The organism is Streptomyces sp. NBC_00285, from assembly GCF_036174265.1.
Lineage (GTDB): Bacteria > Actinomycetota > Actinomycetes > Streptomycetales > Streptomycetaceae > Streptomyces.
The window spans coordinates 1188227-1204127 of record NZ_CP108055.1 but is presented as its reverse complement, the minus strand read 5'-3'; the positions used below and the strand labels follow the sequence as shown (position 1 = coordinate 1204127).

Here is a 15901-nt window from a genome sequence, read left to right as displayed (position 1 = left end):
GCTGAGTGGGGGTCGCCCTCCCATAATTTACTAGGACGTCCTACTATTTTCTCAGCCCACGCTTTTCGACGTGTCTTGGGAAGGCCCCGCCATGAGCGATCTGCACCGCCCCGTGCACCCCGTCCGCCTGGTCACCGCCTCGGCGTTGTTCGACGGGCACGACGCCTCGATCAACATCATGCGGCGGATCTTCCAGTCGCAGGGCGCGGAGGTGATCCACCTCGGCCACAACCGGTCCGTGCGGGAGGTCGTGGACGCGGCTCTCGAAGAGGACGCGCACGGTGTGGCGGTCTCCTCCTACCAGGGCGGACACGTGGAGTACTTCGAGTACCTGGTCGCCTCGCTGCGCAAACAGGGCGCGGAGCACATCCAGGTGGTGGGCGGTGGCGGCGGTGTCATCGTGCCGGAGGAGATCTCCCGGCTCCGGGAGAGCGGGGTGACGATCTTCTCGCCCGAGGACGGTCAGCGGTTGGGCCTGGCCGGAATGGTCAACACGGTCGTGCGGGACTGCGACTTCGACCTCTGGGACGGTAAACCGGCCGATGTCGCCGCGGTCCTGACCGGCGACCGGTTCGCGATCGCCCGCGCCGTCACCGGGGCCGAACTCGGCAAGCTGCCCCCGGAGTTCCTGGCGGAGCTGCGCGCCGCGGCGGCGGCACGGCAGGTGCCGGTGCTCGGCATCACCGGCACCGGCGGCTCGGGCAAGTCGTCCCTGACCGACGAGTTGGTGCGCAGGTTCCGCGTCGACCAGCGGGACGCCCTGCGCATCGCGGTGATCGCGGCCGACCCGACCCGTCGCCGCGGTGGCGGGGCGCTGCTCGGTGACCGGATCCGGATGAACTCCCTGGACGGCGACCGGGTGTTCTTCCGCAGCCTGGCCACCCGCGGGAGCCGTGAGCTGCCCGAGCACCTCTCCGAGGTCATCGACGTCGTGAAGGCCGCGGGATTCGACCTGGTGATCGTGGAGACGCCGGGCATCGGCCAGGGCGACGCGGCGATCGTGCCGTTCGTCGACACCTCTCTGTACGTGATGACACCGGAGTTCGGCGCCGCCTCGCAGCTGGAGAAGATCGACATGCTCGACTTCGCCGACGTCGTGGCCATCAACAAGTTCGAGCGGCGCGGCGCCAAGGACGCCCTGCGGGATGTCGGCCGCCAACTGGTCCGCAACCGCGAGGCGTTCGGCAAGCGTCCCGAGGACATGCCGGTCTACGGCACCTCCGCGGCCACCTTCAACGACGACGGCGTCACCGCGCTCTATCAGCACCTGAACAGCAGGCTGGTGGAGAAGGGCCTGCCGCCGTCCGAGGGGTCCCTGGCCCTGGTGGACGTACGGCATTCCTCCGGCATCCGCCAGGTGGTCCCCGCGGACCGGGTGCGCTACCTCGCCGAAATCACCGACGCCGTCCGCGGCTACCACGCCGAGACCCTGCAACTGGCCGAACAGGCACGGCGAGTTCAGCGGCTGGAGCTTGTCGAGGGCGAACTCGCCGACGCCGGACTGGATCCCGAGGACGTACGGTCCCTGCTGACCGAGGCGCGTCGGCAGCTGCCGTACGAGATCACTGAACAGATCACGAACTGGCCCGCCGTAATCGCCTCCTACTCCGGCGAGGAGCAGGTCGTGAAGGTCCGGGACCGGGAGATCCGCACCCGGCTGACCCGTGAGTCCCTGTCCGGCAACAAGATCCCCCGCGTCGCCCTGCCCCGCTTCACCGACCACGGCGAACTGGTGAGGTTCTGGCGCGGGGAGAACCTGCCCGGCCACTTCCCGTTCACGGCCGGGGTGTTCCCCTTCAAACGCGACGGCGAGGACCCGGCACGCATGTTCGCCGGCGAGGGCGACCCGTTCCGCACCAACCGGCGCTTCAAGCTCCTCTCCGACGGCCAGCCGGCGACCCGCCTGTCCACCGCCTTCGACTCCGTCACCCTCTACGGCCGCGACCCCGACGAACGCCCCGACATCTACGGCAAGGTCGGCACCTCCGGCGTCTCGGTGGCCACGCTGGAGGACATGAAGGCGCTCTACGACGGCTTCGACCTGGTGGCGCCCACGACCTCCGTCTCCATGACGATCAACGGGCCGGCACCGGCCGTCCTGGCGTTCTTTCTCAACACCGCGATCGACCAGCAGATCGAACGGTTCCGCGGCGAGGAGGGCCGCGATCCCTCACCGGAGGAGGCGGCCGGCCTGCGCGCACACGCGCTGGCCAACGTACGCGGCACCGTGCAGGCCGACATCCTCAAGGAGGACCAGGGCCAGAACACCTGCCTGTTCTCCACCGAGTTCAGCCTGCGGATGATGGCCGACGTCCAGGAGTGGTTCATCCAGCAGCAGGTCCGCAACTTCTACTCGGTGTCCATCTCCGGCTACCACATCGCCGAAGCAGGCGCGAACCCCATCAGCCAGCTCGCCTTCACGCTGGCCAACGGCTTCACCTACGTCGAGGCCTACCTCGCCCGCGGCATGCGGATCGACGACTTCGCGCCCAACCTGTCGTTCTTCTTCTCCAACGGCATGGACCCCGAGTACTCGGTCCTGGGCCGGGTCGCCCGCCGTGTCTGGGCGGTGGCGATGAAGGAGAAGTACGGCGCGGGCGAGCGCAGCCAGAAGCTGAAGTACCACGTCCAGACGTCCGGACGCTCCCTGCACGCCCAGGAGATGGACTTCAACGACATCCGCACCACCCTGCAGGCACTCATCGCCATCTACGACAACTGCAACAGCCTGCACACCAACGCCTACGACGAGGCCGTCACCACCCCGACCGAGGAGTCCGTGCGCAGGGCCCTGGCCATCCAGCTGATCATCAACCGTGAGTGGGGCCTGGCGATGAACGAGAACCCGCTCCAGGGGTCGTTCATCATCGACGAACTCACCGACCTGGTCGAGGAAGCGGTGCTCCAGGAGTTCGAGCGGATCAGTGAACGCGGCGGTGTCCTCGGCGCGATGGAGACCGGCTACCAGCGCGGCCGCATCCAGGACGAGTCGATGCTGTACGAGCAGCGCAAGCACGACGGCTCGCTGCCCCTGGTGGGCGTCAACACCTTCCGCAACCCGCACGCCGACACCGCCGAGCCCGGTGTCGTCGAACTCGCCCGCGCGACCGAGGAGGAGAAGCAGTCCCAGCTGGAACGCGTACGGGACTTCCACGGCCGCCACCACGGCGAGGCCCAGGTCGCCCTGGACGCCCTCAAGGACGCGGCCGTACGGGGCGACAACGTCTTCGCGGTCCTCATGGACGCCACCCGGGTCTGCTCCCTCCAGCAGATCACCGAGGCCTTCTTCGAGGTCGGCGGCCAGTACCGTCGTAACGTCTGAGGGGGACTGCCGTGGATCGGCACGCCGACGGCACCCGGGGTGCGGGCGGCAACGTCATCGCGCCGGAGCCCGGGCGGCGCCGCACGCTGTTCCCGGGACATGGGAGGGCAGCCGATCAGCTCGAGCCCGCCGACCCGCACTCCACCGCGTCGGCCACGTGGCGCAGGAAGCCCGCCGCCGTGCCGCCGTCGCAGACGCGGTGGTCGAAGGTCAGGGACAGCGTGACGATCTTGCGTACCTCGACGCGGCCGTCCACCGCCCACGGGCGGTCGGTGACCCGGCCCACACCGACCATCGCCACCTGCGGGTGGTTGAGGACCGGTGTGGCACCGTCGACGTCGAGGACTCCGTAGTTGTTGAGGGTGAACGTGCTCCCGGTGCGGTGCCCGGCAGGCAGGGCGTCCCGCCGGGCCAGGTCGGTGAGGCGCCGCAGTTCCGCCGCGAGCGCGTCGAGGGACAGCCGGTCCGCGTCCCGTACGACGGGCACGACCAGGCCCTTCGGTGTCTGCGCGGCGAAACCGAGGTGCACCCGGGCAAGACGCACGATCTCCCCGCGGTCGCTGTCGACCCGGGAGTTGAACTCCGGGAACGCGGCGAGCCCGGTGAGACAGGATCGGGCCAGTAGTGCCAGCAACCCCGTCCCGCGGGAGGCGCGTTCGGCGAGCAGACCGGTGGCGTCCACGTCCGCCCAGATCGTCACCGCGGGGATGTCACGGTGGGCCCGGAGGAACTTCTCCGCCGCGGCGGCCATCGGCACGCGGACCTCGGAGTCGTCAACTGCCGTGTCCCGCCCGGCATGCGCAGGGGGCCGGCGCTCCGGCGCTCGCGTCCCGTATCCCGTCAGCACCGCACCCGAACCGTACTCGGCCGGCGCCACGGTGAGCAGCGCTGCACCCACCCGTACGGCCTCACCGGCCGGGCAGTGCAGGGCAGTCACCGTTCCCGCAAACGGACTGGGCAGTGTCACCACGGACTTGGCCGTCTCGACCTCGGCGACCACCTGGTCATGGGCGACGGTGTCGCCCACCGCAACCTTCCACTCCAGGAGTTCGGCGTCCGTCAGACCCTCACCAAGGTCGGGGAGGGTGAAGGTGTGCCCGGGTGAGGGCGGGGCGGGACGGGCGACGGTACGTCCGTCGACACCCGCCAGCCGACGCAGTCCGGCGAGCACGCGCGGCACGTCCGGCAGGTGCGCGCCCTCAAGGAGCGGCGGGGGATAGGGGATGTCCAGGCCCGTGACGCGCAACACCGGTGCGCGCAGGGCGTCGAAACACCGCTCCTGCACCAACGCCGCGAGCTCCGCGCCGACACCGGCGAATCCCTGAGCCTCGTGGACCACCAGACAGCGGCCGGTGCGCCGGACGGACTCGGTGAGCGTACGGTCGTCCAGCGGGACCAGGGTGCGCAGATCCACCACCTCGACATCCAGGCCGTCCGTGGCGGCCTGTGCGGCGGCCTCAAGGGCGAGGGAGACCGAGGGGCCGTAGGCGACCAGGGTGGCGTCGGTGCCGGGGCGGCGTATCGCCGCGGTGCCGAACGGCTCGGTGCGGGCGGGGAGTTCGGTCTCCTCCTTCGTCCAGTAGTGCCGCTTCGGCTCCAGGAAGATCACCGGATCCGGGTCGTCGATCGCCTCGCGCAGCAGGGAGTAGGCGTCCGCCGCGGTCGCCGGAGTCACCACCTTCAGGCCGGCCGTGTGCGCGTAGTACGCCTCGCTGGAGTCACTGTGGTGCTCGACCGCGCCGATCCCGCCGCCGTAGGGGATGCGCACCACGATCGGCAGTGCGAGCCGGCCCCGGGTGCGGTTGCGCATCTTGGCCATGTGCGAGGCGATCTGCTCGAAGGCCGGGTAGGCGAACGCGTCGAACTGCATCTCCACCACGGGCCGGAAGCCCGCCATCGCCAGCCCGATCGCGAGACCGGCGATACCGGCCTCGCTGACCGGGGTGTCGAAGCAGCGCCGTTCGCCGAACGCGTCCGCGAGCCCGTCGGTGACCCGGAAGACGCCGCCGAGACGGCCGACGTCCTCCCCGAAGACCAGGACGCGTTCGTCCCCGGCGAGCGCGTCGCGCAGGGCGGTGTTGAGGGCCTGGGCCATCGATGTCGGCTTCAGGGACTGTGCCGTCGTGGCATGTTCGAGAGCCTGCGCCATCTCAGCGCCTTTCCAACTCGATGTGCAGTGCTTCGCGTTGGGCGAGCAGCTGGGGGGTGGGGGAGGCGAAGACATGGTCGAGCAAGGTCGTGGGGTCGCTCTCGGGAGCCGCCGCCAGCCGTTCGCGCACGCCCGCCGCGTACGCTTCGGCCTCCTCCGCCACGGTGGTGACGTCCGCGTCGCTCAACAGGCCCCGGTCGCGCAGCGCGGCCTCCAGGCGGGTGAGCGGGTCCCGGGCACGCCAGTGCTCCTCCTCGGCGGCCGTACGGTATCGGGACGGGTCGTCGGCGCTGGTGTGCGGTCCCACCCGGTAGGTGTGCGCCTCGATCAGCCAGGGCCCGCTGCCGGCGCGCGCGTCCTCCACGGCGGCGGTCAGCACCGAGAGGACGGCGGCTGCGTCGTTGCCGTCCACCTGCTCCGCGCGGACGCCGTAACCGATCCCCTTGTACGCCAGCGCCGGCGCGGCACTCTGGGCGGACAGCGGCACGGAGATGGCGTACCGGTTGTTCTGGATCAGGAACACCACCGGCGCGTGCAGCACCCCGGCCAGGTTCACGGCCTCGTGGAAGTCGCCCTCGCTGGTGGCGCCGTCGCCGACCAGCGCCAGGGCGACCGTGTCCGCGCCCTTGAGACGCTCGCCGTGGGCCAGTCCGACGGCGTGCGCCGCATGGGTGGCCAGCGGGGTGCACTGCGGTGCCGTGCGGTGGCGCGCGGGGTCGTAGCCGCAGTGGGCGTCACCGCGCAGCAGAGTGAGCGTCTCCACGGGGTCGATGCCGCGGCTGATCAGCGCGACGCAGTCCCGGTAGGTGGGGAACAGCCAGTCGGTCGCGCGCAGAGCGAGGGCCGCGCCGACCTGACAGGCCTCCTGGCCGAGGCTGGAGGGATGGACCGCGAGCCGCCCCTGCCGGGCCAGCGCCGTCGCCTGCTGGTCGAACCGGCGCCCGACAACCATTCCGCGGTACGCCTTCAGGAGGAGTTCGGCAGCAGGCGCCCCGCCCTTTTTCCATTCCTGCAAAAAGGAAACCGGAACCTGGGAAGGCAGCCAGAACGAAGGGTCTACCCATTCTGCGGGTTCCTTATGCATCGGCGTATCTCCCATGGCCCGACGTCCTTTCTTGAGGGGCTTTTCGCCATGGATGCTGTCCGGTTTCCCAACTGCCGTGCAGGAGAGCTCGGATGAAGCGCAGTCAAACAACGAGATCCGTGTTCAACAGGTTGAACGCGCTGACGTACGTGTAAGCCAGGTGTTACCGAAGGATCACTTTCCAGTCGCCTGTGATTCCGACGGCCCGGGTTCCAATTGACCCGCCAGACCCGGCACTTCGGAAAGCGAGCGAAAATGTCCCGAGCGCTCCCGGGAACACGTCACTACACGGTTGTCTGCTCTTCATGCGGAACCCGCTACGAGGACGACGGACTCATGCTCGACTGCCGTGCGTGCCAGGAACCCGCGTTCCTGCGCACCGAGTACCACGGGACGTACACCGCGAGCGACACCGGACTGTTCCGCCACGCCTCGCTGCTGCCCGTGGCGCGTACCTTCCCCGGAGTTCCCGGACCGGTGGTGTACCCGGCGGACCGGCTCGGCCGGCTGCTGGGCCTGAACCGGCTGTGGGTGGCGTTCAACGGTCACTGGCCCGAGCGCGGGGCGCAGTTGCCCACCTGTACGTTCAAGGACCTCGAGGCCTACACGGTCCTCGGCCGACTGCCCGCGAACCCGCCGCTCCTGGTGATTCCCTCCGCCGGGAACACCGCCGCCGCCTTCGCGTGGGCAGCCACCCGGTACCGGGTCCCGTGTCTGCTCGTGGTGCCCGCCCCGGCCCTGGAGCGGATGCGCTTCCCCGCCGCGCTCGACCCCTGCGTCCGCATCGTCGCCCTGGACGGCGCCGCCACCTACAGCGACACCATCGCCTGCGCCGACCTCCTCGTCCGCATGCCCGGCCACCACGCGGAGGGCGGCGCGCGCAACGTCGGCCGCCGCGACGGACTCGGCACAGTCATGCTCGCCGCTGCCGAGGCCATCGGACGGCTCCCGCAGGTCTATGTGCAGGCCGTGGGCAGCGGTACCGGCGCCATCGGGGCCCACGAGGCGGCCCGTCGGATCCGCGCCACCGGCGAACGCCTGCCGCGGCTGCTGATGTGCCAGAACGAGCCGTTCGCCGCCCTGTACGAGGCATGGTGCCACGGCGGACAGCCGCCCGCGAGCCGTGAACTCGAACCGCTGGCCCGCGAACTCACCAACCGGCGCCCGCCGTTCGCCGTCCGGGGCGGGGTGCGGGACGCCCTGGAGGAGAGCGGGGGCCGCGTCCGATGTACCGGCAACGAAGCCGCGCTGACCGCCATGGCCCTCTTCGAGGAGACCGAGGGCATCGACATAGAACCCGGCGCGGGCGTGGCCGTGGCCGCGCTCGCGGAGGCCGTGCGCGACGGACAGGTCCGCCCGGACGAACTCGTGCTCCTCAACATCACCGGTGGCGGCCGCGCACGCCAGGCCAAGGACCTGGCCCTGGTGCCCGCCGAACCCTGGCTCCGCGTCACCTGGCCGGGCGGCGAGTCGGGAGCACGCTGCGTGGCCGAGCACGTCGAACGCCGACTGACGGGTGTCGCGGCTGCCGGGGCCGTTCGATGACCGACCCTGCCGCGCCTACGCGTGCCTCCGAGCTTTCCGCGCCTGTCCAGCAGGCTGCGTCTGCTGTCCACCCGGCCGAGCTTCATGGCCCCGCACCCGCACCGGGGTCGGCTGCGCCCGCCGATGCGCGGGGCACCGATCCGTCCGCCCTCGCACGCCCGCTCGGCCTGTCCGCCGCCCAGCGTTCGATGTGGTTCGGCCAGCGACTGGACGCCGCCGCCGGATCCGCCTACAACGTCGGTGAGTACACCGAGGTCCACGGTCCGTTGGACGTCGACCGCTTCCGTACCGCCCTGTGCAGGGTCGTCGCGGCGACCGAGACCCTGCGGACCCGCTTCACGGCGGACGGCGAGACGGTCCACCAGATCGTCGAGCCCGACCCCGCCTGGGAGTTGACCGTCGTCGACCTCAGGGACTCGGCAGACCCCGGTGCTGCCGCCGAGGCCTGGCGGGAGAACGACTTCGCGGAGCCCTTCGAGCTGGAACGGGCCCCGCTGTTCCGGTACGCGGTGCTCCTGCTCGGCGACGAGCACTGGATCTGGTACCACTGCTACCACCACATCGCCGTCGACGGATTCAGCTGCTCCCTCATCGCGTCCCGGGTCGCCGACACCTACACGGCACTCGTCACGGGCACCGCGCACACCCTGCCCGAGTCGCCCCTCGCCCCCCTGATCGCCGCGGACGAGGCCCACCACGCCGATGACCGGCACGCACAGGACCGCGAGCACTGGGCCGCGGCCTGCGCCGACCGCCCCGACCCGGTCGGCCTCTCCGGTCGGCCGCCCCGGGTGACCGACGGGTTCCTGCGCAGGACCGGCCATCTCGCCGACGGGGCAGGCGACTTGGTGCACGCGGCCGCCGCCCGCGCCGGCACTCGCTGGTCGCGCGTCCTGATCGCGGCGACCGCCGCCTATCTGCACCGGCTCACCGGAGCCAGGGACATCGTCCTCGGCCTCGCCGTCACCGCCCGCGAGAGCGACACCGAGCGCGCCACCCCCGGCATGGCCTCCAACGTCCTCCCGCTGCGGCTGTCCGTACGCCCCGACACCGCCGCCCACGACCTCGTACGCCAGGCCGCGGCCGTCACCCGCGACCTGCTCGCGCACCAGCGCCACCGGGGCGAGGAACTGCGCCGCGAACTGAACTGGCCCGGCGGCGACCGCAGGTTCTTCGGTCCGGTCGTCAACATCATGGCGTTCGGGCCGGAGTTGAGGTTCGCCGGGCACCGGACCACACGCCACAACCTGTCCACCGGCCCGGTCGAGGACCTCGCCGTCAACGTCTACGAGCGTGGCGACGACAACGGCATCCGCATCGACCTGGACGCGAGCACCGCCTGCTACACGGACTCCGAACTCGCCGCCCACCACCGCCGGTTCACTCACTTCGCGGAACGTTTCGCGGCCGCCGTACTCGGCCCCGGCACCCCCGTCGGCCGGGTGGAGGTGACACTGCCCGAGGAGTCCGCGGCGGCCGGACTCGCTGGTCCGGCACCCCGTACGGCGGCGGGAACCGTACCCGCCCTCTTCGCCGCCCAGGTCGCGGCGACACCCACGAAGACGGCCGTCCTCTGCGGTGAACAGGCCCTCACCTACGCCCAGTTGGATGCCCGCGCCAACCGCCTCGCGCACCGTCTGCTGCGCCTCGGTGTCCGCCCGGAGGACCGCGTCGCCGTCCTCATGCGACGTTCCGAACACCTGGTCACCGCCCTCCTCGCCGTCCTCAAGGCAGGCGGCGCCTACGTCGGCCTCGACCCCAGCGCCCCCGCCGCCCGCACCCACCGAACCCTCGAGTCGACGGCGGCGGCGGTCCTGCTGACGGACGGGACGACGGCGGCGGCATTCCGGACGGACGGGACGGCACAGTCGTACGACGCCGAGGTGATCGTCGTCGACGACCTGCCGTCGCTCGCCGCCGAACCGGACACCGGCCCCGATCTCCCCCTCCACCCCGCGCAGTTGGCCTACGTCAGCCACACCTCCGGGTCCACCGGCACCCCCAAGGGCGTGGCCGTCACCCACCGGGACGTCACCGCCCTCGCGACGGACAGTTCCTTCGCGGACGGCGCGCACACACGGGTCCTCGTCCACTCGCCGATCGCGTTCGACGCCTCCACCTACGAGCTGTGGGTCCCTCTCCTCGCCGGCGGCACGGCCGTGGTGGCGGGCCCCGACGAGGACGTGGACGCGGCGTCGATCACCCGGCTGACGCACCGTCACGGGCTGACCGCGCTGTGGCTGACGGCGGGGCTGTTCCGGCTCGTGGCGGAGGAGGACCCGGGCTGCTTCACGGGTCTGCGCCAGGTCTGGGCCGGCGGCGACACCGTGCCGGCAGGCGCCGTCCGCAGGGCACTGGACGCCTGCCCCGGCCTGACCGTCACCAACGGCTACGGCCCCACCGAGACCACCACCTTCGCCACCACCCGCCCCTGCCCCGGCGCCCAGCCGGTGCCGGACCCGCTCCCCATCGGCCGCCCCCTCGACGGCATGCGCGCCTACGTCCTCGACGGCGCCCTTCGCCCGGTCCCGCCCGGCACGCTGGGGGAGTTGTACGTCGCCGGGGCCGGCGTCGCCCGCGGCTACCTCGGCCGTCCGGGCGCCAGCGCGGAACGGTTCGTCGCCGACCCGTTCGGGCCGCCCGGCGAGCGGATGTACCGCACGGGGGACCGCGTCCGGCTGACACCGGACCGTGAACTCACCTTCCACGGACGGGCCGACGACCAGGTCAAGCTCCGCGGCTTCCGCGTCGAACCGGCGGAGGTCGAGGCGGCCCTCGCCGCGCACCCGGACGTCGAGCACGCCGTCGCCGTGGTCCGCGAGGACCGGCCCGGTGACCGCGGCCTCGTCGCCTACGCCACCGCTGTTCCCGGCACGGAGACGGAGGCAGCGGCGCTGCGCGACCACCTGGCCGCGCATCTGCCCGCCCACCTGGTGCCGTCCGCCGTCGTGCTCCTGGACCGGCTGCCGCTGACCGTCAACGGCAAGGTGGACCGTGCGGCGCTGCCCGCGCCGGTGCACACCCCCAGGGACCTCGCCCGAGGCGCGCGCACCGCCCACGAAGAACTGCTGTGCACCCTGATCGCCGATGTGCTCGGTCTGTCCGCCGTCGGCATCCGGGACGACTTCTTCGCCCTCGGCGGCCACTCCCTGTTGGCCCTGCGGCTCGTCCACCGCATCCGCACCACGCTGGGCGCCGACCTCGGCCTGCGGGACGTCTTCGAGGCCCCGAACGCGGCGGCCCTGGCCCGCCTCGTCGCCTCCGCCGAACGTGCCCGTCCGGTGCCTCGTCCGCTCAGGAGCACGGAGGACGGCGACGCCCCGCTGTCCTCCGCCCAACGGCGCCTGTGGTTCCTGCACCGCGCCGAGCCGACCGGCGCCGCCTACCACGTACCTCTCGCCGTTCGGCTGACCGGCGCACCCCTGGACCAGGACGCCCTGCGCGCTGCTCTGGCCGACGTCTGCGCCAGGCACGAGATCCTGCGGACCGTCTACCCCGACACCGAGGGCACTCCGCGTCCGCGGCTGCTGGACGGGGCAGCCCCGCAGTTGCACGTCTCGCACGTGACTGAGGACGAACTCCCCTCCATGGCTGCCGAGTTGGCATCGAGGGAGTTCCGGCTCGCCACCGACATACCCCTCCGCGCCCACCTCCTCACCCTCAGCGCCGAGGGTGAGGACGACAAGGCGCCCACGGACCACGTCCTGCTGCTCGTGCTGCATCACATCGCCGCCGACGGCTGGTCCCTCCAGCCGCTCCTGAGCGACCTGGCCACCGCCTACCGGTCGAGGCTCGCCGGCACGGCCCCCGACTGGGCGCCGCTCCCCATCCGCTACACGGACTACGCGCGCAGGCAACGGGACCTCATCGCCGTCGACCGGGACCGGCAGCTCGCCCACTGGCGCGGCGTCCTCGCCGACCTGCCGGACGAGCTTGAGCTGCCCGTCGACCGCCCCCGCCCGGCACGGGCCACGCACCGGGGCGGCGACATCGCCGTCCACTGGGACGCGGACCTGCACCGGCGACTGCGCGACCTCGCCGCCGGCCAGGGCGCGACGGTGTTCATGGCCGTCCAGGCCGCACTCGCCGCCCTGCTGACCAGGGTGGGAGCGGGCACCGACATCCCACTCGGCACACCGGTCGCGGGCCGCACCGACGAGGCCCTGGACGACCTGGTCGGCTGCTTCGTGAACACCCTCGTGCTGCGCACCGACACCTCGGGCGAGCCGACCTTCCGGGAACTCCTCGGCCGGGTGCGCGAGACCGACCTGGCCGCCCACGCCCATCAGGACCTGCCGTTCGAGCAGCTCGTCGAGGCGCTCAACCCGTTCCGCTCGCCGGCCAGGCACCCGCTGTTCCAGGTGATGCTCGCCTTCCGCCCGACCGCGTCATGGCGTCTCGACCTGCCCGGCCTGCATGACCGCGCCGTCCACGTGGAGACCGGCACGACCAAGATCGACCTCACCCTCAACCTCGCCGAACACCGGACGCCCGACGGCACGGCGAACGGCATCGAGGGCACCCTCCAGTACAGCGCCGACCTCTTCGACCGACGAACCGCCGAGGACCTGGCCGCACGTCTGGAACGGCTGCTGCGGGCCGCACTCGCCGAACCGGACCGGGCCATCGGCGACCTCGACGTCCTCGACCCCGAGGAACGGCGATGTCTGCTGTCCGACCTGACCGACACCGCGCGGGACGTCCCCGACATGACGTTCCCCCGGATGTTCGAGGAGCGGGCGGTCGAGACACCGGAAGCCGTCGCCGTGACCGACGCCCACAACTCACTGACGTACCGCGCACTGGACGCGCGGGCCGACGACCTGGCACGCGTGCTGGTCATGCACGGCGCCGGTCCCGGCCGGGTCGTCGCCTTCGGCCTGCCTCGCTCTGTCGATGTCGCCGTGGCGGTCCTGGCCGTTCTCAAGGCGGGCGCGGCCTATCTCCCGCTCGACCCGGAGCACCCCGCCGAGCGCACGGCCTACGTACTGTCCGACGCCGACCCCGTCTGCGTCATCGCACGGGAAACCGTCGACACGGCCCGCCCACACGTGAGTCCGGACGCGACGCCCACCGACGCCACCCGCCCCGACGCCGCGGACGAACTCCCGAAGGCCCGGCCCACCGACCCCGCCTACCTGATCTACACCTCCGGAACCACCGGTCGCCCCAAGGGTGTGGTGGTCGAACACCGCAGCCTCACCACCTATGTGGCCCGCTGTGTCGAGGCCTACCCGAGCCTGCGCGGCACCTCGCTCCTGCACGCCACGATGACCTTCGACGCGACCGTCACCACCCTGCACGGAGCACTCGCCATCGGCGGCCGCGTCCACATCGCGGCCTTCCACGAGGCGGGCGCCACCGGCCTGGCCGGCGGCTACAGCTTCCTCAAGGCCACCCCCAGCCACCTCCCGCTGCTGCCCGCGCTGCCCCACGACCTCTCGCCCACCGGGGAGTTCATGCTGGGCGGCGAGGCCCTGGTCGGCGAAGCACTGCGCGAGTGGCGCCGCGATCACCCCGACATACGGCTCGTCAACCACTACGGCCCGACCGAGCTCACCGTCGGCTGCACGGACCACCGCATCGAACCGGGGGAGGACCTGCCGTCGGGCCCCGTACCCGTCGGCCGCCCCATGTGGAACACCCGGGCGTATGTGCTCGACACACGCCTGAACCTTGTGCCGCCGGGTGTCGAGGGTGAGCTGTATGTGGCCGGAGACCATGTGGCGCGCGGCTACTGGAAGCGCCCCGGCCTGACCTCGGAGCGGTTCGTCGCCGACCCCTTCGGGCCACCCGGTGAGCGGATGTACCGCACCGGAGACCTGGCCGTACGACGCACCGACGGTGTCCTGGAACTGCGTGGCAGGGCCGACGGACAGCTGAAGATCAGGGGACTGCGGATCGAACCCGGCGAGGTCGAGGGAGCACTGACCGGTCATCCGGTCGTCACCCAGGCCGCGGTGGTGGTGCGCGAGGACCTGCCCGGCGTTCGGCGTCTGGTCGGCTATGTCGTCGGGGCCGGTGCCGACGACCTCGACGACATCCGTGCCCACGCCGCCCGCCGGCTGCCCGCCCACATGGTCCCCGAGACGCTGGTCCCGCTCGATGTCCTGCCGATGACGTCCAACGGCAAGCTCGACCGGCCCGCCCTCCCCGCCCCCGCGTCCTGCTCGGAGACGGCGGGCGGGCGGGAGCCGCGCACGCCGCAGGAGGTGACCCTGCGTGGCCTCTTCGCCGAGGCGCTCGGGCTGGAGGTGACCGAAGTAGGCCTGGACACCGGCTTCTTCGACCTCGGCGGCGACAGCATCACCTCCATCCACCTGGTCAGCAGAGCCCTCGCGGCCGGGCTGCGGCTGACGCCGCGCGATGTGTTCGAGCAGCGGACGGTCGCCGGTCTCGCCGCGGTGGCGGCCGCCGCGCCGGCCGTGACCCCGGCCGCGCAGGACGCCCCCACCGGCGAACTGCCGCTGCCCCCGGCCCTGCGACGACTGATCGAACGCGGCGGACCCGTCGACGCGTTCAGCCAGTCGATCCTGCTGGTCACACCGCAGGACGCCGACGAACAGCGTCTCGCGGCGGCACTCCAGGCCGTGATCGACCACCATGACGCCCTGCGGATGCGCCTCGGCAGTGACGGAACCGCCGTCATCCCGCCGCCAGGCTCCCTGGACGCCACCGGTCTCCTGGAGCGGGTGACCGCACTGGACCTCCACCGGCCAGCGCCACGACTCGCCCCGGAGCGCGGTGAGTTGGTCCGAGCGGTGTGGTGCGACGCCGGCCCCGGCCGCCGCGGCCGACTGCTGCTGACGATCCATCACCTCGCCGTCGACGCGGTGTCCTGGCGCATCCTGCGCACCGACCTGGCCGCAGCCTGGCGCGGAGACACCCTCACCCCGAAGGGCACGTCCTTCCGGGCCTGGGCCCACCTGCTGCAACGGCAGAGCGTGTCCCGGGAGACGGAACTCGACCTGTGGCGCGGTGTGTTGGCGGACCCGTCCCCGCTTCCCGCCGTACGGCCCACCGACCTCGTGGGCCAGATGCGCCACCTCACCCGGGAACTGCCCACCACCGGTCTGCTCACCACCGTCCCCGCTGCCTTCCACGCCGGCCCCGAGGACGTCCTGCTCGCAGCGCTGGCCGCCGCCTACGCCCGACTGCGGGACCGGCCGGCACTGCTGCTCGACATCGAGCGGCACGGCCGTGAGGAGATAGCCGACGGCGTCGACCCGACCCGGACGGTCGGCTGGTTCACCGGCGTCGTACCGGTCCGCCTCGACCTGCGCGGACTCGACCTCGGTGATCCGGCGCAGCTCCTCAAGGCGGTCAAGGAGCATCTGCGGGCCGCCCCCGACCACGGCCTCGGACACGGCATGCTGCGCCACCTCAACCCCGGGACGGCCGCGGTCCTCGCCGAACTCCCCTCCCCGCAGATCGGGTTCAACTACCTGGGCCGCGGCACCCCCGGCACCGACACCCCCTGGTCGACGGCGCCCGAAGCGCTGCCCGGGCCGGCCCTGGGTGTCGCCCACGACTCGGCGCAGCCCGTGGCCCACGGCCTGGAGATCACCGTCGTGGCCGACGCCGAGGGCACACTCACCGCCACCTGGTCCTGGGTGCCGCGCCTCTGGAACGAGGACGAGGTGAGAGCCCTGGCCGACGGCTGGTTCCAGGCACTGGCCACCTACGAAGGCACCGGCGCGGACGGCGGGCACACCCCGTCCGACGTGCCCCTGGTGTCCCTGTCCCAAGCGGAGATCGACGAACTCGAAGCCGAGTTCGCAAGCGAGTGGAGGTAACCCAC

Annotated in this window: 5 protein-coding genes; 3 read left to right on the top strand and 2 right to left on the bottom strand. The window is 71.9% G+C overall.

The features are described from left to right. The first annotated feature begins 91 nt into the window (after positions 1-91). A complete protein-coding gene (gene icmF / locus OHT57_RS05675; protein WP_328744931.1) occupies positions 92-3322 on the top strand; it encodes a fused isobutyryl-CoA mutase/GTPase IcmF in 3231 nt (1076 codons plus the stop codon). 115 nt (positions 3323-3437) lie between these two features. Here the strand turns inward: icmF and OHT57_RS47385 are convergent, their stop codons facing one another. Beyond that, a complete protein-coding gene (locus OHT57_RS47385) occupies positions 3438-5471 on the bottom strand; it encodes a 2-oxo acid dehydrogenase subunit E2 (protein ID WP_443053423.1) in 2034 nt (677 codons plus the stop codon). Between the two features lies 1 nt (position 5472). Next, positions 5473-6570, bottom strand: coding sequence for a thiamine pyrophosphate-dependent dehydrogenase E1 component subunit alpha (locus OHT57_RS05660; protein ID WP_443053422.1), 1098 nt, complete (start codon positions 6568-6570; stop codon positions 5473-5475). Between the two features lie 240 nt (positions 6571-6810). Between OHT57_RS05660 and OHT57_RS05655 the strand changes: the two genes are divergently transcribed. Beyond that, complete coding sequence (locus OHT57_RS05655; protein ID WP_328744930.1) at positions 6811-8100, top strand: cysteate synthase; 1290 nt, start codon at positions 6811-6813, stop codon at positions 8098-8100. Then, the gene (locus OHT57_RS05650; RefSeq protein ID WP_328744929.1) at positions 8097-15896 is read left to right on the top strand and encodes a non-ribosomal peptide synthetase; all 7800 of its coding nucleotides are present in this window, start codon (positions 8097-8099) and stop codon (positions 15894-15896) included. Before OHT57_RS05655 ends, OHT57_RS05650 begins: the two co-directional genes overlap by 4 nt. Positions 15897-15901: the final 5 nt, after the last annotated feature.

Coding starts and splice junctions, on each gene's coding strand:
- OHT57_RS05655 (WP_328744930.1), top strand. CDS start 6,811: ATGTCCCGAGCGCTCCCGGGAACACGTCACTACACGGTTGTCTGCTCT.
- OHT57_RS47385 (WP_443053423.1), bottom strand. CDS start 5,471: ATGGCGCAGGCTCTCGAACATGCCACGACGGCACAGTCCCTGAAGCCG.
- OHT57_RS05650 (WP_328744929.1), top strand. CDS start 8,097: ATGACCGACCCTGCCGCGCCTACGCGTGCCTCCGAGCTTTCCGCGCCT.
- OHT57_RS05660 (WP_443053422.1), bottom strand. CDS start 6,570: ATGGGAGATACGCCGATGCATAAGGAACCCGCAGAATGGGTAGACCCT.
- icmF (WP_328744931.1), top strand. CDS start 92: ATGAGCGATCTGCACCGCCCCGTGCACCCCGTCCGCCTGGTCACCGCC.